Here is a 17,576-nt window from a genome sequence, read left to right as displayed (position 1 = left end):
GACCGCCCAGGGGCCGTCGAGGAGCAGGACGTACCGGCGTCAGTCGAGCACCCGTCCCAGATACGCCGCCAGCAGTTCCCGGGCCTCCTCGACGATCGCGGCGTCGCCGTCGGGTGCCATCCGGAAGGCGAGCTGGACGAGGGCGTCGGCGGTCTCCACGGCGACCAGGAAGACCCGGCGCAGCTCCTCGTCGGGGCGGCGGCCGAGGTGGCCGGAGAGCAGCTCGGTGATCCGGTCCGCGACGCGGTGGTTGGGTTCGGCGTGGAGTCCGCCGACCGGTATCTGGTTGCCGAAGTCGACGAGGGAGAAACCGGGCGCGGTCCGTTTCATCGCCAGGTACTCGTCGAGCATGGCGTCGAGCGCGGCGCGCCAGCCCCCGCCCTCCGCCTTCGACAGCCGCTCGGTCACACGCCCGACGTAGCGCTCGAGGTTGCGCTGGGCCAGCGCGTCGGCCATCTGCCGCTTGTTGCCGAAGAAGCGGTACACGGAGCCGATCGGCACACCGGCGCGCTGGGCCACCGCCCGGGTGCTCAGGGCCTCGTAGCCGACCTCGTCGAGGAGTTCGGCGCAGGCGTCGAGGATCCTGGCCAGCCTTTCGGCACTGCGCCGCTGCACGGGGGCACGGCGGAGCGGGGTCGCGTGGGGCACGTGCCACATGATGCCCCTTCGGCGGCGCCGCGGGAACGGCGGCCCCGCCAAGGCCCGTACGCCCTCTTGCGCCCGGGAAACCGCAATCCTACGGTGTTCCATAGGAATCAGCCGGTGAGGGAGCGATCCATGAGCGGGGACGCGCGGAAGACCGCGGAGGGCCTGACGTATCTGTCCGGCTTCGGCAACGAACACAGTTCGCAGGCCGTTCCGGGCGCGCTGCCCGAGGGACGGAACTCGCCGCAGCGGGCACCCCTCGGGCTGTACGCGGAGCAGCTCAGCGGTACGGCGTTCACCGAGCCGAGGGCGCACAACCGGCGCTCGTGGCTGTATCGCATCCGCCCCTCGGCCGCGCACCCGGCGTTCAGCCGGACGGGCAACGGCGCGATCCGCACCGCGCCCTTCACCCAGTGCGTGCCGGACCCGAACCGGCTGCGCTGGAACCCGCTGCCCGAGCCCGGTGCCGGGACGGACTTCCTGGCGGGCCTGTGGACCCTCGGCGGCAACGGCGACGTCACCCAGCGCGCCGGCATGGCCGTGCACCTGTACCACGCCAACGCCTCCATGGAGCGCGTCTTCAGCGACGCCGACGGCGAACTGCTGATCGTCCCGGAGCGCGGCGGGCTGCTGCTGCGCACGGAGTTCGGGCTGCTGCACGCCGAGCCGGGCCACGTGGCGCTGATCCCGCGCGGGGTCCGCTTCCGCGTGGAGCTGCTCGACGCCGACGCCCGCGGCTACGTCTGCGAGAACTACGGCGCCCCCTTCCGCCTCCCCGACCTCGGCCCGATCGGCGCCAACGGTCTCGCCAACGCCCGCGACTTCCTCGCGCCGGTCGCCGCGTACGAGGACGTGGAGGGGCCGGTGGAGGTGGTCAACAAGTTCTGCGGCAACCTCTGGTCGGCCGTCTACGACCACTCCCCGCTCGACGTGGTCGCCTGGCACGGCAACCACGTGCCGTACGTCTACGACCTGCGCCGCTTCAACGTCATCGGCACCATCTCGTACGACCACCCCGACCCGTCGGTCTTCACGGTGCTCACCTCCCCCTCCGACACCCCGGGCCTCGCGGGCGTCGACTTCGTGGTGTTCGCGCCGCGCTGGCTGGTGGGCGAGGACACCTTCCGGCCGCCGTACTTCCACCGGAACGTGATGAGCGAGTACATGGGCCTGATCGAGGGCGCCTACGACGCGAAGGCGGAGGGCTTCGTGCCGGGCGGCGGCTCGCTGCACAACATGATGTCGGCGCACGGCCCGGACCGGGAGACCTTCGACCGGGCGAGCACCGCCGAGCTGAGGCCGCAGAAGATCGACGACGGGCTGGCGTTCATGTTCGAGACCCGGTGGCCGGTGAGCCTCACCCCGCAGGCGGCCCGCGCCGAGCACCTGCAGCGGGACTACGACGACGTCTGGCGGGGCATGGAGCGCCACTTCCGCCCCTTGCCCTGAGGTTTCCCCTACCGGTACGGATGGCCCGTGACCTCCTTCGCCCCGGACTCCATCGTCCTGAACCGCAAGCTGCCGCTCTGGTACCAGGTGTCGCAGTCGCTGCGTGCCTCGATACTCGGCCGCTCGCCCCGGGACCCGCTGCGCCTGCCCACGGAGGAGCAGCTGGCCGGCCACTACGGGGTGAGCGTGCTGACCATGCGGCAGGCGCTCAAGGAGCTGGAGGACGAGGGGCTGATCAGCCGTCACCGACGGCGGGGCACCTTCATCGAGCCGGACGCGCGGCAGGGCGCGCCGGTGCGGCTGCTGGGCTCGGTGGACGCCATCGTGGCCCAGCAGTCCGGCATGCGGGCCGAGCTGCTGGACCACGGCACCGCTCCCGTCCCGCCCTCGCTGGCCGAGCACTTCCCTGGCCTGGCGAGGACGGCGACGTACCACCGGCTGCGCCGCGACGAGAAGACCGGCGAGCCCACCAACCACGCCCGCAACTGGGTCCGTCCCGAACTGGCCGCCCGTATCGACCCCGGCGATCTCGCGCGGTGGCCGATGACCAAGGTGCTGCGGGACGTGGTGGGCATGGACATCGGCCGGATCACGGACACCGTGGAGGCCCGGCTCGCGGACCCGGAGACGGCGCGGCTGCTCGAGGTGCCGCTGCTCAGCCCGATCCTGCACTACACGGGCATCACCTACGACACCGGCGGGCGGGTGCTGGACGTGGCCGTCATCCACTACCGGGGGGACCGTTTCTCCTTCACGGTCACCCTGGACGCCACCTGAGGCGGTGGCGTCCCGTCGTACGATGCCGGGCGTGACGCACGACGACGCTCCGTCGCCGGCGGACCTCATGCCGTGGTCCGTCGCCCCGCCGCGGCTGGGCCGGGGGTGGCCGACGGCCCCCGACGCGGCGTGTCTGAAGGCCCGTTGGGACGCTCTGATGAAGGCGGAGGGGCCCGACCGCGAGGCCCTGTTCGAGCCGACCCGCGCGCGCACGCCGTACACGGCGGTCGGCCGGCTGCCGGGCACAACGGCCGGCACGGAGAGGCTGGCGCGCGCCTCGGGGCCGTGTCCGGAGCCGGTCCGCGTGCTGCGCGCCCCCTTCGACGAGCAATGGCTGATACCCGACCACCGGCTGATCGACGCGGCCCGCCCCGAGCTGTGGCGGGTGGCGGGAGAGGGCCAGGTCTTCGTGACGGAGGTCTCCGACGCCGCCGGCCCCCTGCTGCTGGCGACCTCGTTCCTCCCCCTGTTCGGTCCGCGCCGCGTCCGGCCGCTCCACCGGCGCCCCGACGGGAGCGAACCGAACCTGGCCCCCGGACTGCTGGACCACCTGGCCGCCCGGCTCGGCCTGCGTCCCGGGCCGCTGGACGTGCTGGCGTGGTGCGTGGCGGCCGTGCGCCCCGGTCCCGTGGTGCCGCTCACCGCCGACCCCGCGCTGTGGGAGCACGGTGTCGCGCTGGGCCGCCGCGCGCTGTGGCTGATGCGGCGCGACGGCGAACGCCCCCGGCTGCCGGGCGGCCGCCGTCCCTACGTCCGCGCCCCGCTGCCGGCCCGCCCGCTGACCCTGCGCTACGACCGGGACGAGGAGACGCTGCACCTCGACGAGGGCCGCATCTCCCCCGTGCCGTCCGGTGCCTGGGACTTCGAGGTGGGCGGGGAGCGGGTGCTGGAGCGGTGGTTCGCGGCCCGCGCCGCCGGGGGCGAGCCGGGCACGCTGACGGCGATCCGCCCGCCCGGCTGGCCGCAGGCCTGGACCTCCCAGCTGCTGGAGCTGATCACGGTCCTCGCCCTGCTCGCCGAAGTGCGCCCGCGCTGCGCGGAGTTGGCGGTGCCGGGCCCGGACCCGGTCACGGCTTCGGAGCTGCGCGCCGCGGGCGTACTGCCGGTCCCCGCGGCGGCACGCCGCCCCGCCTCGGTCCTGGACGCCCGCGAGGAGGGCCCGGAGGGCCAGCTGGCACTGCTGTAGAGGGGGGCGGCTGGCACTGCCGCAGGAGACCCGGCGGCCTGTCCGGACCCGTTCGGCACCCGTTCCGGCGTCCGCTCGCACACGGCCTCCGGGCCGATCGGACCGGCATCCCGGCGAAGGAGGCGGCGAGCCGCGGACAGGCGCCGCTCACGAGCTGCCGGGGCGGCTGCGTACGGTCGCCGAACGGAAACCGATCAGTGCGGTGACCACGGCGCTGCGCGACCTGCTCGGCAACGCTCCTGTGCCGGAAGGGGGCGCGTGGCCGGTGGCGCGTCCCGTCGCCGGGTCGCCGGCCCGGCGAGCGGCGCCGCTCGCCGTACGCCGGTACGCGCGCGAGGAGCGCTGAGGGGGCCGGGAACGCCCGTGCCGTCGTCGCGCGGGGAGCGCTGAACGGCCGGGGCGGGCCCGCGCCGCCGTCGGGCGGGGGGACGGCGGGGCGGGGACGTACCCGCGCCGGGGGTCACACCGGGGCGCCGCCGCGTGCCGTGGGGATGACGGCCGAGGGGGCGGCGCCGCGCCGGGACGGTGTGACCGCCGTGGCGCGGGCCTCAGTTGCCGCCGAAGAGCGAGCGGCGCAGTCGGCGCAGCGGCGCGAACAGCGAGACCCCGCGGACCCGCGCGCCCCTGCTGCTGCGCTTGTGCGCGGGCTCACGCGCGGTCAGCTCGCGCATCAGTGACGTCGCCTCCAGCGTCTCCCGCTGCGGGAGGGCAGGCCCTCCCAGCACCGCGAGATGGCGGTCGAGGCGCGAACTGGTCGCACTGCTCCCGCAGGTGATCGCGGGCACCCTTGCCCTGGTGCGCACTGTTATCTGTTCCATGTCACTCCCCACCCGTACGAGTCCACCCGGCCCGGGCAGGGTAACCCTATCGCCCCGGTACGGCAGCCGTGTATCGCGGTCGCAGGATTCACCTTCCCCGTAAGGGTGTTGACGATCACTCTCCGAATACAGAAGATTCCAGGGCGAGTTGGACAAACGGTCTGCCGGTCGGCCGGGAAGGGGGAGGCCCCAGCGGGCGGGGCCTCCCCCTTCCGGCTCTTCCCGTTCCCCTCCCTTCCCCGGTCAGGCCGCTTCCGGCCGGGCCGCCACCGGTCAGGCGGCGCCGTCGAGGACCGGCAGGTAGCCGCCGGACTGGCCGGCCGCGGTCGGGTGGTAGGACTCGCCGATGTTGAGCCAGTTCACGCTGTGCAGCCAGGAACTGCCGGAGCAGATCTCGTGTCCGGTGAAGCGGCCGCGCACGTCGCCGAAGGTGAAGCCGTGGTCGGCGGCGCGCTTGGCGATGGTGGTGTTGAGCAGGTCGGAGGCGTCGTTGATCGCCTTCCGCTTGGCCTCGGAGAGGCCGACGCAGGAGGTGCCGAGCTTGTAGAAGCGCGGGTAGCCGATGACGACGACGCGGGCGTTCGGGGCCTTGGCGCGGATGGCCGAGTAGACGCTGTCGAGCCTGCCGGGCAGGGTCGATTCGACGTACGCCCGCGCGGTGGCGATCCGCGCGAGGCAGGAGCTGTCGGACTGGAGCACACAGGTCGTCATGACGTCGGCGAAGCCGGCGTCGTTGCCGCCGACGCTGATCGAGACGAGGCCGGTGGCGGAGCCGAGCGGACCGAGCTGCCCGGCGAGGACATCACTCGTACGAGCGCCGGAGCAGGCGGTGAAGTCGAACGTCGAGGGTGAGTGGGCGGCCGCCCACAGGTACGGGTGGGCCTTCGTGCTGCGCTTGCAGTCACCGCTGGAGCCGATGTAGCTGCCGGCGCCGACCCCGGAGGAGTAGGAGTCGCCGAGCGCCACGTAGCCGCCGGCGGCCGCGGCCGGGGACGCCTGGGCGCTCGCGGCCCCGGTGAGGGCGGCACCGGCGGCGAGGAGGACGGAAGTCAGGAAACCGACAAACCGGGAACGTCTCATGGAGCCTCCTGTAGCAGGAACTCTGCCTCGACCGTGGTAGCAGCTACGCGTGTCGACAGGAAGTGTGCATGCCAAGGAATGGCTGAAGGGCGCTCAGAACCGGACGAAAGCCGGTGAGAACACCAGTGCCGTCTTGACGCTCTCCGGCGGGCTGCGCCACATTGAGGCCCGGCATCTTGGGCTTCGGGGGGCAAAGCGGAACGGCCCGGGGACCCGCACCGTGTGCAAGTGGCCCTTCACGAAGAACGGATGACGGCAAAACAACAAAAACGTGAGGCCTCGTTCCAGGTCTTGCCATAGAGGTTCAATCGTCAATATCGTCATACATCTCCCGCATCGGTGCGTCGGCAAGCGGCTCAGGGGAGGGCTCGAGGCCGCGGCGGACCGGGACGGGACGCGCGGTAGGGGGGTGCCGTGCTCGGTGACCGCACCGGTCTCCGGGCCGTGCCGCGCGGTCGGCTGCCGTTTCTCTTGCCGGCGTCGACAGGCTTCGCCAGCTCACCTGGCACGCAACGGGGGTCCATTCCGTCGCGCCGTGGGTGAGAACCCCCCTTTCGAACCGGAGACAGAGCCGGACCGCCCCTGGGGCGGGCGGTCCGCCGGACGAGAGGGATCAGACTCATGAGCTCAGTTCTGCAGCCGGCGGCGACGGACAGCGGTCCGACACCCGCCGGGAAGTACCGGCCCGTCTCCTCGCACCTGGCCATCGCGCCGCCGGTGAGCGTGGTCATCCCCGCGATGAACGAGGCGGAGAACCTTCCCTACGTCTTCAAGACGCTGCCCGACTGGATACACGAGGTCGTCCTCGTGGACGGCAACTCCACCGACGACACCGTCCGGGTCGCCCGGGAGCTGTGGCCGGACGTCAAGATCGTCGAGCAGCGCGGCAAGGGCAAGGGCGACGCGCTGATCACCGGCTTCGCGGCGTGCACCGGGGACATCATCGTGATGGTCGACGCCGACGGCTCGGCCGACGGCCAGGAGATCGTCTCCTACGTCTCCGCCCTCGTCTCGGGCGCCGACTTCGCCAAGGGCTCCCGCTTCGCCAACGGCGGTGGCACCGACGACATGACCTTCGTCCGCAGACTCGGCAACGCCGCCCTGTGCGCGGTCGTCAACCGGAAGTTCGGCGCCCGCTACACCGACCTGTGCTACGGCTACAACGCCTTCTGGCGGCACTGCCTGGACAAGATCGACCTCGACTGCACCGGCTTCGAGGTCGAGACCCTGATGAACATCCGGGTCGTCAAGGCCGGCCTGAAGGTGCAGGAGATCCCCAGCCACGAGTACCTGCGCATCCACGGCGTCAGCAACCTGCGCGCCGTGCGGGACGGGCTGCGGGTGCTCAGAGTCATCCTCCGGGAGCGCTCCAACCGCCGTGCGCTGCGCGGCCGTACGCACTCGCCGACGCTCGTGTCGGCCGGCCCGGCGCGGGGGAAGGCGTCTTGAGCACTGCCGTCCCCTCCCCCACGGTCTCCGTGGTGATCTGCGTCTACACCGAGGACCGCTGGGAGGACATCCTCGCGGCGGTCTCCTCGGTGCGGGCGCAGTCCCACCCGGCCCTGGAGACGCTGCTGGTCGTCGACCACAACGAGGCGCTCCGGGAGCGGCTGCTGAAGGAGTACAAGGAGGCCCCGGAGGTGCGGGTGCTCGCCAACGCGGGCCCCCGCGGGCTGTCCGCCGGCCGCAACACCGGCATCGCCGCCTCGCGCGGCGAGGTCGTCGCCTTCCTCGACGACGACGCCGTGGCCGAACGCGACTGGCTGCGGCACTTCGCCGAGGCGTACGCCGACCCGGCGGTCATGGCCGTCGGCGGGCGCACCGAGCCCGTCTGGGCGTCGGGGCGCCGGCCCGTCTGGTTCCCGGAGGAGTTCGACTGGGTGGTGGGCTGCACGTACCGCGGTCTGCCGTCCGGCCGGGCCCGGGTGCGCAACGTGCTCGGCGGCAACGCCTCCTTCCGGCGCGAGGCGTTCGACGCGGCGGGCGGTTTCGCCACCGGCATCGGACGCGACGGCGACAAGCGCCCGCTGGGCTGCGAGGAGACGGAGCTGTGCATCCGGCTCACCCGCGCCCGGCCCGACGCGGTGCTGCTGCTCGACGACCGGGCGGTGATCCACCACCGGGTGCCGAAGGCCCGCGAGCACTTCGCCTACTTCCGCTCCCGCACCTGGGCCGAGGGCCTGTCCAAGGCCCTGGTGGCCCGCAGCGTCGGCGCCGGCAAGGGCCTGGAGTCCGAACGCCGGTACGCGACCCGGGTGCTGCCGGCCGGGGTGGTACGCGGGCTGCGCGACGCCGTGCTGGCCCGCCCGGGCGGCGCGGGCCGGGCGGGCGCGATCGTCGCCGGGGTGCTCACGACGGCGGGCGGCTACGTGGTGGGCAGCGTACGGGCGCGGCGCGGCGGCGCGACGTTCTCGGTGCCGCCCGTCGAGGGGGCGCGCGCGGGCGGGGGGATCCACGAGGCCGAAGGTCCCCACGGATCCGGAGGAGCCCGCACGGACAAGGACATCCTCGGAGCCGAAAGGGGCGCGCATGGGTGAGAAGCCCCTCGCGGACGACGCGCGCGTCCCGATCCTCATGTACCACGCGGTGGCGCAGGACCCGGACGAGGCCACCCGCGCCCTGTCCGTGACCCCGCGGGCCTTCGCCGGACAGATGGCGGCGATCGCCGACCGGGGCCTCACCCCGGTCGGCACCGCGGAACTGGCCGCCGCCTGGCGCACCGGCCGCCCCCTGCCGGAGCGGCCCGTCCTGATCACCTTCGACGACGGTTACGAGGGCGTGCACCGGCACGCCCTGCCCGCCCTCGCCGAGCACGGCTTCCCCGCCACGCTGTTCGTGACGACCGGCTGGCTGCGCGGCCCCTACGACACGGGGGGCGCGCTGGACACCATGCTCGACTGGGACCAGGTCCGCGAACTGGCGGCCGCCGGCGTGGAGATCGGCGGCCACAGCCACACGCATCCGCAGCTCGACCAGCTCGGCGAGGAGCGGCTGCGGTGGGAGCTGATCCACTGCAGGGAGATCCTCTGCGACCAACTGGGCGCCGAGCCGGTCTCGTTCGCCTACCCGTACGGCTACTCGGACCGCCGGGTGCGGCGGGCGGTGCGCGAGACGGGGTACGCCCAGGCGCTCGCCGTCGGCAACGGCCTGGCACGCCGGCGGCAGGGTCCGTACGCCCTGCGGCGGGTGACCGTGCGCCGCAGTACGGGGCCCGGGGAGTTCGCCCGGCTGCTCGAGGGGCGGTCCGTCGCCCGCACCTTCGCCCGGGACCGCGCCCTCACCAAGGGGTACGCCGTGCTCCGCGGGACACGCCGGGTGCGGGGGCGGGCGCTGGGCCGGTCGCGGGGGGCCGGTACCTGAACCACGGGCGCCGGGGCACCGACCGTGTGCCGTACCGGCCGCACGGTCCGGTACGGCGCACGGCCAGTGCGTCGCGTGCCCCCGGTACGCCGCGTCCGCCCTGTGCGCCGGGGGACCGGGTGCGCACGGCGTCCGCGTATCCGGACCCGGTGGCCCGCCCGTGGCCCCGCGGCCGCCCCGGGCTCCGCCGGGGCGGCGCTCACCCCCCGTAAGCCGCCCGCAGGGCATCGCGCACGGCGTCCAGCGCATCGGACTCCGCCTGCCCGAGCCTCCGGGCCCGCTCGGCGTAGACCTGCGCGGCGGCCGCCAGCTCCCGCTCCGCCGCGGAGCCCGCGGCGGCGACGAACGTGCCGTTGCGGCCCCGCGTCTCGATCACGCCGTCCGCCTCCAGGGCCCGGTACGCCTTGGCGACGGTGTTGGCGGCGAGCCCCAGGGACTCGGCCAGTCCGCGCACCGTCGGCAGCCGGTACCCGACGGGCAGCGCGCCCGACCGGGCCTGTTCGGAGATCTGCGCGCGCACCTGCTCGTAGGGCGGGGCACCGTCGTCGATGTGGATCATCAAGGTCACCCGGCGATTGTCCCGTATCCCGGGAAAACGGGAGGCGCCCGGCCGCCCGTCCGCCGTAGCGTGCGCCCCCATGACCGTTCTCGTGCGCGACCTCCGTCCCGACGATCCGGCCGACGTCGCGGCCTTCGCCCATGTCCGTCACCTCGCCCTGCCGTTCATCCTGTGGACGCCCGAGGCCGTCGTCCACCGCCTCGCCCACACCCACCCGAAGGCCCGGAGCCGGTCCCTCGTCGCGGAGGAGGACGGGGAGACGATCGGCACGGCCCAGATCGGGCTGGTCCACGACAGCCCGGAACCCGGTCAGGCCTACCTCAACGTCTACGTCCGCCCGGACAGGGTCCGGCGCGGCGCAGGCGGGCTGCTGGTGCGCGCGGCGGAGGAGTACCTGGCCTCCGAGGGGGCGACGAAGCTGTTCGCCTGGGTGCTGGACGAGCCCGCCGCCCTGGCCTTCGCCGAGCGGCACGGCTACGAGCGGCGGCGCTCCGCCCACTTCCTCCGGCTCGGCCTGGCGAACGCCACGCTGCCGCCCCTGTGGTCTCCTCCCCCGGGCGTCGAACTGCGCACCGCAGCCGACTTCGCCGACGATCCGCGCCCCGTGTTCGAACTGGACGCGGAGACGGTGGCGGACGAACCGAGCGACGTCGACGTCGAGTTCACGGACTACGAGGCCTGGCTCGCGGAGACCTGGCGGCATCCGCTGCTGAACCGCGAACTGACCACGGTCGTGGTCGCCGACGGCCGCCCCGTCGCCTTCAGCGTCGCCTACACCGACGGCAACGCCCGCTACTCCACCGCCATGACCGGCACCGTCCGCTCCCATCGCGGCCGAGGTCTGGCCAAACTCGCCAAGACCGACTCCCTGCACCGCGCCCGCGCCGCCGGATACACGGAGGCGTACACGGGCAACGACACCGACAACGGCCCGATGCTCGCCATCAACACGTGGCTCGGGTACGAGGTCTGCGCCACGGAGGTGCGCCATGTCCGCGAACTCGGCTGAGGCACCGGCCGCGGTGGACGTCGTCCTGGTCAAGGCGGGCCGTACGAAGATCCGGTACACGGGCACGCTGCTGCACGACGACGGCACGCGTGTCGCCGTCCGCGCCCCCTGGGCCGGTGACGGCGTCCGCGACTTCGGCTTCGTGCGCTTCGAGCCCGGCGACGTCTTCACCGAGTACTACTGGCGGGACCGGTGGTACGCGGTGAAGGAGGTCCGGACGGCCGCCGGCGCGCTGAGGGGCTGGTACTGCGACGTCACCCGCCCCGCCGTGCTCACCGGCACCGAACTGGTCGTCGAGGACCTCGACCTCGACCTGTGGCGCTCCGCGGACGGTACGGACGTGCGGCGGCTGGACGAGGACGAGTTCGCCGGGAGCGGCCTGGCGGAACGGGACCCGGAGGCCGCCGGTGCCGCCGTGGCCGCCCTGGACGAGTTGGAGCGGCTGGCCCACGACGGCCGTTTCACGGACCTGTTGGCGTAGACGCCCGGAGGTCACGCGGGCAGCACGACCACCGCGTACCGCTCGTCGTCGACCTCCCTGCCCCACAACGACGGGTCGTCGGACAGCAGTTCCACCCGGATCTGCCCGCCGAGCGGGGCGAGCAGGCCGGCGGATATGCCGACCGGGGAGACGCTCCCCCACACGCCCTCGACGAGGACCAGCCGGCCTCCCGGCCGCAGCAGCCCCCGCCAGTGCGCCAGGACGCGGCCGGGGCCGGGCAGCGTCCACAGCACGTGCCGGGCCAGGACGGTGTCGTAGCGCCGCTCGCCCACCGGCGGCGCCCCCGCGTCACCGGTCAGGAACACGGCGTCACGACCGGCGAGTTTCGCCCGGGCCAGTTCCACCATGGCCGGGGAGAGATCGATTCCGGTCACCCGGTGTCCCTGCTCGGCCGCGAGGAGCGACAGGCTGCCGGTGCCGCAGCCCAGATCGAGGACATCGCCGGGCGGGGCGGGCAGCCAGGACCGCATCCGGGCGGCCCAGGCCCGGCGCACACCCGGGTCGCGCAGCCCGTGGTCGGCCTCCTCGTCGAAGCCGGCGGCCATGGAATCCCAGTCGACACCCGCCGCGGTCGTCCTGTCACTGTCGTTCGCCATGAGCCCAAGAGTGACATCCGCCACTGACAACGATGCATCGATGACCAGCTTCCAGGGAAGGGGTCTACCTCCGTGAGAACGCGGAACCCGGTGGATCCGTGAGGAGGCAGCCATGCGCCGTCTGACCGTGCAGAAGCCCCTGAAGAAGACCGACGCCCGCCGAGTCCGCGAGGAGGCCGACGAACGCCCCGCGGGGCGCCCGGAGGTCCGCAAGGACATCGCCCGTACCTGGTGGCCGGACAACTGACCGGGCGCTCACGTCATGAGACGTGCCGGAGCAGCCGCCCGCGGTGGTGGACACGGTCGCAGGGCCCGTCCACCCGGCGCTCCACGGCCGCGCGCCGTGCGTCACGTGGTTCCCCTGCTCCACCGCCGGCACGTCCGCGGTGACCGCCCGCCGGGCCGGCTCCCGTCCGCCGTGCCGGACGGCACTTACCTCAGCCCAGCCTGAGTGCTCCCTTAACGCGACCATAAGGATCTTCATCGCCCGCCTCCGGCGGGCGTTTTCACGGTTTTCTGGGGCTAGTTTTCCGGTCGACCCCACGGGTTCCGGCCCGGTTCAGCACATCCCCCGTGACCGTTTCGAGGAGTTCCACCATGCCCGCACCGTCCGTGGCCCGCAGGGCCGCCGCCTTCGCCGTCGCCGGCCTCTCCCCGCTCGCCCTGACCGCGCTGGCCGCCGCGCCCGCGTCGGCGCACGGCTCGATGGGCGACCCGGTCAGCCGGGTCTCCCAGTGTTACGCCGAGGGCGCCGAGAACCCGAAGTCGGCCGCGTGCAAGGCGGCGGTCGCGGCCGGCGGTACCCAGGCGCTCTACGACTGGAACGGTGTCCGCATCGGCGACGTCGGCGGCCGGCACCAGGAGCGGATCCCGGACGGGAAGCTGTGCAGCGCGAACAACGCGGAGTTCAAGGGCCTCGACCTGGTCCGCGCCGACTGGCCCGCGACCGGCGTGAAGAGTGGCGCGTACACCTTCAAGTACCGTGTGACCGCCCCGCACAAGGGCACCTTCGAGGTCTACATCACCAAGCCCGGCTACGACCCCGCCAAGCCGCTCGGCTGGGGCGACCTCGATCTGTCCGCCCCGGTGGCGACGGTCACCGACCCGGTCGCCTCGGGCGGCTACTACACCTTCTCCGGCACCCTGCCCGAGCGCACCGGCAAGCACCTGCTGTACGCGGTCTGGCAGCGCTCGGACAGCCCGGAGGCGTTCTACTCCTGCTCGGACGTCTCCTTCGGCGGCGGAGGCAGCGGCGGCGGCGCGGCCGGCGGTTCCACGGACGCCGCCGCCCCGGCCCCCGAGGCCTCCGCCCCGTCCGAGGAGCAGCTCGCGGCCGCTGCCGACAAGTCGACGATCGAGCACCACGGCCACGGCGACCAGGACGCCATGACGACGACGGACCCGACCGGCCCGGCCGCCCCGCAGGAGGCGTCCGACGCGGCCCCCGAGGCCGCCGCGGCCGGTGGGACCGACGAGGTGAAGGCCGCGGGCGGGAGCACCGAGAACCTCGCCGAGACCGGCGGGGACAGCAGCACGGCCTACCTCGCGGTCGGCGGGGCCGCCACCCTGGCCCTCGGCGCGGCCGTGCTGTTCGCGTCGGTGCGCCGACGGGCGCTGACGGGCGGCCGGCACGGCCGCTGACGGCACGGCGCGGGAAAAGGCGGGGTCTGTCCGGCGGCTCGACCGGACAGGCCCCACGCGGCGTGCCGGGCGCGGTCACCACGCGGGACGGACCGGCCCGTCCGGCGCGATGCGCAGGAGGCCCTCCCGCAGCTCCGCGAGCCCGCCCTCCCCGAGTACATCGGCCCACGCCCCCACGGCCTCCCCCGCCGCCTCTTCCGCGGCCCGCGTGCAGGCCCGCCCCCGCTCGGTCAGCACGACCAGCCGCGCCCGCGCGTCGACGGGGTGCGGCCGGCGTTCGACGTAACCCTTGCGGACCAGCTCGACCGACGGCACCCGGATCGCTCCCCCGTGGGCCAACTGACCCGCCCCCTCTCCGCACACCCGTTCGGCACCCGTTCGGCCCCTTCCCGCCTGCGTGGGCGGCCGGGCGCCCGGACCGTGAGGGCATGGCGCACACCTCGGGCACCGACATGCGAAGACCCTCCTTCCTCGACGAGGTCAAGGACGCCGTCACCCCGCGGGCCACCGTGCTCGTCCTCGGCGTGATCGCGCTCCAGCTGCTGTTCATCGCCTCCTACGTGGGAGCGCTGCACGACCCGAAGCCGAAGGACGTGCCCTTCGGCGTGGTCGCGCCCAAGGCGGCCGCCGGACAGACGGTGGACCGGCTGGAGGGACTGCCCGGTTCGCCACTGGATCCGCGCGCGGTGGCCGACGAGGCGAGTGCCCGGCAGCAGATCATGGACCGCGACATCGACGGCGCCCTGATCGTGGACCCCCGGGGCGACCGGGACACCCTGCTGGTCGCCACCGGTGGCGGCACCGCCCTCGCCACCGCCCTGGAGGGCATCACCGCCAGGTTCGAGAAGGCCCAGGGCCGCACCGTGCGGACCGTCGACGTGGCCCCGGCCTCCGCCCACGACTTCAACGGACTGTCGTCCTTCTACCTGGTCGTGGGCTGGTGCGTCGGCGGCTACCTGTGCGCCTCGATCCTGGCGATCAGCACCGGTGCCCGGCCGGCCAATCCGCGGCGCGCGGCGATCCGCCTGATCGCGATGGCGCTGGTGGCGATCGTCGGCGGACTGGGCGGCGCGGTGATCGTCGGGCCGATCCTGGGGGCGCTGCCCGGCGGCGTGGCGGATCTGTGGGGGCTCGGCGCGCTGGTCACCTTCTCGGTGGGCGCCGCCACGCTCGCCCTCCAGGGCCTCTTCGGGATCGTCGGCATCGGGCTGGCGATCCTGCTGGTGGTGATCGCCGGCAACCCGAGCGCGGGCGGCGCCTTCCCGCTGCCGCTGCTGCCACCGTTCTGGAAGGCGATCGGACCGGCGCTGCCGCCGGGCGCGGGGACGTGGGCGGCCCGCTCGATCGCCTACTTCAAGGGCAACGCCGGGACCGGCTCCCTGCTGGTGCTGTGGGCGTGGGCGGTCGCGGGCACGGTGATCACGCTGCTGACGGCCGCGCTGCGCCGCCGGCGTCAGGAACCGGAGCTGCCCACGCAGGCCGGCTGACCGGCCCGGGCGGGCGGTCCCCTCACAGACGGGCGCGGGCGGCGGTCCCCGCCGTGCGCATGCGGCCCCCGCCGTCCGCATGCAGGAGTCCCGCCCCTCGCACGAGGGACGGGACTCCACAGGTGCGTACGCTCAGCCGATCTGCGTGCCGGTGGCCGACAGGGCCTCCGTCACGGGCTGGAAGAAGGTCTCCCCGCCCGAGGTGCAGTCGCCGCTGCCGCCGGAGGTGAGGCCGACGGCCTTGTCGCCCGAGAAGAGCGGACCGCCGCTGTCGCCGGGCTCGGCGCAGACGTCGGTCTGGATCAGGCCGTCGACGATGTCGCCGTTGCCGTAGTTCACGGTGGCGTCCAGGCCGGTGACCGTGCCGGAGTGCACCTGGGTGGTGGAGCCGCTGCGGGTCACCCGCATGCCGACGGTGGCCTCGGCGGCGCCCGAGACGGCCTGGGCGGTGCCGTCGTAGAGGTTCACCTCGCTCGGGTGGTCCACGTCGGCGGTGTACGCGACCAGGCCGTAGTCGTCGCCCGGGAAGCTGGAGACCTCGCTTCGGCCGATGACGGTGCCGGAGGCGTCCGACCAGGTGGTGGCGGACTCGGTGCAGTGGCCGGCGGTGAGGAAGTACGGCTGGCCGCCCTTGGTCACGTTGAAGCCGAGCGAGCAGCGCCCGCCGCCTCCGGTGATGGCGTCGCCGCCCGCGACGAAGGCCTTGAACTCGCCCTCGGTCCGCTTCAGTCCGGCCTTGGTGCCGAGCTTCCCGACCACTTCGGCCAGTCTGGCCCACTCGGTCCCGGAGACCGTACGGTCCGCGGTGACGACGACCTTGTTGGCGGTCGGATCGGTCACCCAGGAGGTGCCCGGGACGGCCGCTTCCTTCGCCAGGACGGTGCGCGCGCTCTCCAGCTCGGCGAGCGAGTTCTCGACGATTCTCGCCTCGGCGCCGGCCTCCTCGACCGTCCGCGCGGCGTCCCCGTCGAGCACGTTGACGACGAGTTTCCCGGCCTTCGCGTCGTAGTACGTGCCGGCCGCGCCGCCGCCGAGGCCGTCGAGCAGCGTGGTCGCGAGTTCTCCGGCCGCCGCGGCCGACAGGGTCCGGGGCGCGGGCGTCCGCGGCGTCTCGCCGGCGTTCGCGTGCGGGAGGGTGACTGCCGTGACGACCAGTGCGGCGATGCCCGCGCCCGCCGCGGCCGCCCGTCGTCCGGGCATGCGTCGGTGCTTCAACTCACGTCCTCCTGTGGGGGGTCGGCCCGGGAGACCGTGGGGGACTCGGGGGCCGGAAGGATGGTTGACGAACCTCACTGTCCCGAACCCCGTACGGGGCGCACAAGGTCGCCTTCGGGACGTGCGCACGACAACTCCGGTGCGCACACACGTCCTTCACCACTCCCGCCCCTCCAGGAGGCTCCGCGCGAGCGGCGAAGTGCCCGGACAGCGGGGAGCCCCCGCACGCCGTTCGCGTGCGGGGGCTCGTGGTGCCGCCGGCTGCGCTGGTGGGGACGGGGTCTCAGTAGACGCTGACGCCGTAGGCGCTCAGGGCCTCCGTGACCGGCTGGAAGAAGGTCGTGCCGCCGGTGGAGCAGTTGCCGCTGCCGCCGGAGGTCAGGCCGTACGCGGTGCCGTTGCTGCCGTAGAGCGGGCCGCCGGAGTCGCCGGGCTCGGCGCAGACCGTGGTCTGGATCAGCCCGGAGACGATGTCGCCGCCGCCGTAGTTGACGGTGGCGTTCAGGGCGGTGACCCGGCCGCTGTGGGTGCCGGTGGTGGAGCCGTCACGGATGACGGTGGTGCCCACGCTCGGGGTGGCCGCGCGGGTGATGTCCACGCCGTTGGCGGTGCCGGGCTTGCTGACGGACGTGTTGGTGTACCGGACGATGCCGTAGTCGTTGCCCGGGAAGCTGGATCCGGCGGTCGAGCCGAGGACCGTGGTGCGTCCGGAGTTGGAGTACCAGGTGCCCGCGCCGTCGGTGCAGTGGCCGGCGGTCAGGAAGTACTGGGTGCCGTTGCTCGCACGGACGTTGAAGCCGAGGGAGCAGCGCCAGCTGCTCGCGTAGATGGCGTCGCCGCCCTGGATGAGCTTGGTGAACGTGCCGGGGGTGCGCTTGATCGTGAGGGCGTCCGCCTTGTCGCCGGCCTCTTCCTTGATCTTCGCGATCTCGGCCTGGGTGACCGTGCTGTCGACGGTGACGAGCACCTTGCCGGTCTTGGCGTCGACGGCCCAGGCGGTGCCGGGGACGTCGGCCTCGAGCACGGCGCTGCTGGCGCTCCGGAGTTCCGCGCCACTGAAGGTGGCGGGCGCGTCGCCGGCCGCGTTGGCACTGGGGACCGCGACGGCGGCCGCGGCCACGAGGCCGGTGGCGACGGCGATCAGCCGGGTCCGTCTCGTGATGCCGCTGCGGGGGGTGGTGCGCTTGATCCTCACTTTACGTTCCTCCACGGGGGAAGTCGGGGGCCCCTTCGTGGGGTTGGGGCCCGTGAG

At 73.7% G+C, this 17,576-nt stretch carries 18 protein-coding genes and 2 pseudogenes; 12 read left to right on the top strand and 8 right to left on the bottom strand.

Annotated features, from left to right (window positions below; genetic code table 11):
• Window positions 1-39: 39 nt before the first annotated feature.
• Window positions 40-657, bottom strand: a complete 618-nt coding sequence (locus ACFYOJ_RS30400) for a TetR/AcrR family transcriptional regulator (protein ID WP_356556507.1) — start codon at window positions 655-657, stop codon at window positions 40-42.
• A gap of 120 nt (window positions 658-777) precedes the next feature.
• Between ACFYOJ_RS30400 and hmgA the strand changes: the two genes are divergently transcribed.
• The 4 genes and pseudogenes from hmgA to ACFYOJ_RS30380 all read left to right on the top strand — a co-directional run.
• Complete coding sequence (hmgA, locus tag ACFYOJ_RS30395) at window positions 778-2,094, top strand: homogentisate 1,2-dioxygenase (protein WP_356556508.1); 1,317 nt, start codon at window positions 778-780, stop codon at window positions 2,092-2,094.
• Between the two features lie 27 nt (window positions 2,095-2,121).
• A complete protein-coding gene (locus ACFYOJ_RS30390) occupies window positions 2,122-2,871 on the top strand; it encodes a GntR family transcriptional regulator (protein WP_356556509.1) in 750 nt (249 codons plus the stop codon).
• 22 nt (window positions 2,872-2,893) lie between these two features.
• Window positions 2,894-4,057: a type ISP restriction/modification enzyme gene (locus tag ACFYOJ_RS30385; RefSeq protein WP_356556510.1), complete on the top strand. Its 1,164-nt coding sequence runs from the start codon at window positions 2,894-2,896 to the stop codon at window positions 4,055-4,057.
• A 154-nt stretch (window positions 4,058-4,211) separates the two neighbouring features.
• Window positions 4,212-4,403: pseudogene (locus tag ACFYOJ_RS30380) on the top strand (ABC transporter permease); the annotation flags it as partial.
• Window positions 4,404-4,605: 202 nt separating this feature from the next.
• Here ACFYOJ_RS30380 and ACFYOJ_RS30375 read toward each other — a convergent pair.
• The gene (locus tag ACFYOJ_RS30375) at window positions 4,606-4,875 is read right to left on the bottom strand and encodes a hypothetical protein (protein ID WP_356556511.1); all 270 of its coding nucleotides are present in this window, start codon (window positions 4,873-4,875) and stop codon (window positions 4,606-4,608) included.
• A gap of 273 nt (window positions 4,876-5,148) precedes the next feature.
• Window positions 5,149-5,955 carry an SGNH/GDSL hydrolase family protein gene (locus ACFYOJ_RS30370; protein WP_356556512.1) on the bottom strand — a complete coding sequence of 269 codons (807 nt, stop codon included), beginning with the start codon at window positions 5,953-5,955 and terminating at the stop codon, window positions 5,149-5,151.
• A gap of 621 nt (window positions 5,956-6,576) precedes the next feature.
• Here ACFYOJ_RS30370 and ACFYOJ_RS30365 point away from each other — a divergent pair.
• Genes ACFYOJ_RS30365 through ACFYOJ_RS30355 form a run of 3 tightly spaced genes read left to right on the top strand, consistent with a single transcriptional unit; the run spans window position 6,577 to window position 9,315 of the window.
• Entirely contained in the window at window positions 6,577-7,404 is an 828-nt protein-coding gene (locus ACFYOJ_RS30365) for a glycosyltransferase family 2 protein (protein ID WP_356556513.1), read from the top strand.
• A complete protein-coding gene (locus ACFYOJ_RS30360; protein WP_356556514.1) occupies window positions 7,401-8,492 on the top strand; it encodes a glycosyltransferase family 2 protein in 1,092 nt (363 codons plus the stop codon). The genes ACFYOJ_RS30365 and ACFYOJ_RS30360 overlap by 4 nt, the downstream gene beginning before the upstream one ends.
• The gene (locus tag ACFYOJ_RS30355; protein ID WP_356556515.1) at window positions 8,485-9,315 is read left to right on the top strand and encodes a polysaccharide deacetylase family protein; all 831 of its coding nucleotides are present in this window, start codon (window positions 8,485-8,487) and stop codon (window positions 9,313-9,315) included. Before ACFYOJ_RS30360 ends, ACFYOJ_RS30355 begins: the two co-directional genes overlap by 8 nt.
• A gap of 199 nt (window positions 9,316-9,514) precedes the next feature.
• Here ACFYOJ_RS30355 and ACFYOJ_RS30350 read toward each other — a convergent pair whose 3' ends face one another.
• The gene (locus ACFYOJ_RS30350) at window positions 9,515-9,883 is read right to left on the bottom strand and encodes a GntR family transcriptional regulator (RefSeq protein ID WP_356556516.1); all 369 of its coding nucleotides are present in this window, start codon (window positions 9,881-9,883) and stop codon (window positions 9,515-9,517) included.
• A gap of 70 nt (window positions 9,884-9,953) precedes the next feature.
• Between ACFYOJ_RS30350 and ACFYOJ_RS30345 the strand changes: the two genes are divergently transcribed.
• Window positions 9,954-10,883 (top strand): GNAT family N-acetyltransferase, encoded by a 930-nt coding sequence (locus ACFYOJ_RS30345; RefSeq protein WP_356556517.1) that lies wholly within the window; start codon window positions 9,954-9,956, stop codon window positions 10,881-10,883.
• Window positions 10,864-11,364 (top strand): DUF402 domain-containing protein, encoded by a 501-nt coding sequence (locus ACFYOJ_RS30340; RefSeq protein ID WP_356556518.1) that lies wholly within the window; start codon window positions 10,864-10,866, stop codon window positions 11,362-11,364. The genes ACFYOJ_RS30345 and ACFYOJ_RS30340 overlap by 20 nt, the downstream gene beginning before the upstream one ends.
• 11 nt (window positions 11,365-11,375) lie before the next feature.
• Here the strand turns inward: ACFYOJ_RS30340 and ACFYOJ_RS30335 are convergent, their stop codons facing one another.
• Window positions 11,376-11,981, bottom strand: a complete 606-nt coding sequence (locus tag ACFYOJ_RS30335; protein WP_356556519.1) for a class I SAM-dependent methyltransferase — start codon at window positions 11,979-11,981, stop codon at window positions 11,376-11,378.
• Window positions 11,982-12,093: 112 nt separating this feature from the next.
• On the opposite strand from ACFYOJ_RS30335, the gene ACFYOJ_RS30330 reads away from it, so the two are divergent.
• Together ACFYOJ_RS30330 and ACFYOJ_RS30325 are read left to right on the top strand one after the other, a co-directional pair.
• Window positions 12,094-12,228, top strand: coding sequence for a hypothetical protein (locus ACFYOJ_RS30330; RefSeq protein WP_077799539.1), 135 nt, complete (start codon window positions 12,094-12,096; stop codon window positions 12,226-12,228).
• Between the two features lie 350 nt (window positions 12,229-12,578).
• On the top strand, window positions 12,579-13,622 hold the full coding sequence (locus ACFYOJ_RS30325) for a lytic polysaccharide monooxygenase (protein WP_356556520.1): 1,044 nt from the start codon (window positions 12,579-12,581) through the stop codon (window positions 13,620-13,622).
• A 75-nt stretch (window positions 13,623-13,697) separates the two neighbouring features.
• On the opposite strand, the pseudogene ACFYOJ_RS30320 reads toward ACFYOJ_RS30325, so the two are convergent.
• Window positions 13,698-13,925: pseudogene (locus ACFYOJ_RS30320) on the bottom strand (MarR family winged helix-turn-helix transcriptional regulator); the annotation flags it as partial.
• Between the two features lie 125 nt (window positions 13,926-14,050).
• On the opposite strand from ACFYOJ_RS30320, the gene ACFYOJ_RS30315 reads away from it, so the two are divergent.
• Window positions 14,051-15,109 carry a DUF3533 domain-containing protein gene (locus ACFYOJ_RS30315; RefSeq protein ID WP_356556521.1) on the top strand — a complete coding sequence of 353 codons (1,059 nt, stop codon included), beginning with the start codon at window positions 14,051-14,053 and terminating at the stop codon, window positions 15,107-15,109.
• A 132-nt stretch (window positions 15,110-15,241) separates the two neighbouring features.
• On the opposite strand, the gene ACFYOJ_RS30310 is transcribed toward ACFYOJ_RS30315, so the two are convergent.
• Together ACFYOJ_RS30310 and ACFYOJ_RS30305 are read right to left on the bottom strand one after the other, a co-directional pair.
• Complete coding sequence (locus ACFYOJ_RS30310) at window positions 15,242-16,309, bottom strand: S1 family peptidase (protein ID WP_356556522.1); 1,068 nt, start codon at window positions 16,307-16,309, stop codon at window positions 15,242-15,244.
• Window positions 16,310-16,607: 298 nt separating this feature from the next.
• Entirely contained in the window at window positions 16,608-17,519 is a 912-nt protein-coding gene (locus tag ACFYOJ_RS30305; protein ID WP_356556523.1) for a S1 family peptidase, read from the bottom strand.
• Between the last annotated feature and the right edge of the window lie 57 nt (window positions 17,520-17,576).

Origin of the sequence: Streptomyces sp. NPDC006384 (assembly GCF_042870695.1) — a bacterium.
Lineage (GTDB): Bacteria > Actinomycetota > Actinomycetes > Streptomycetales > Streptomycetaceae > Streptomyces.
Note: the sequence above shows the minus strand (reverse complement) of the source record. Positions and strands in the feature narration are given on the sequence as shown.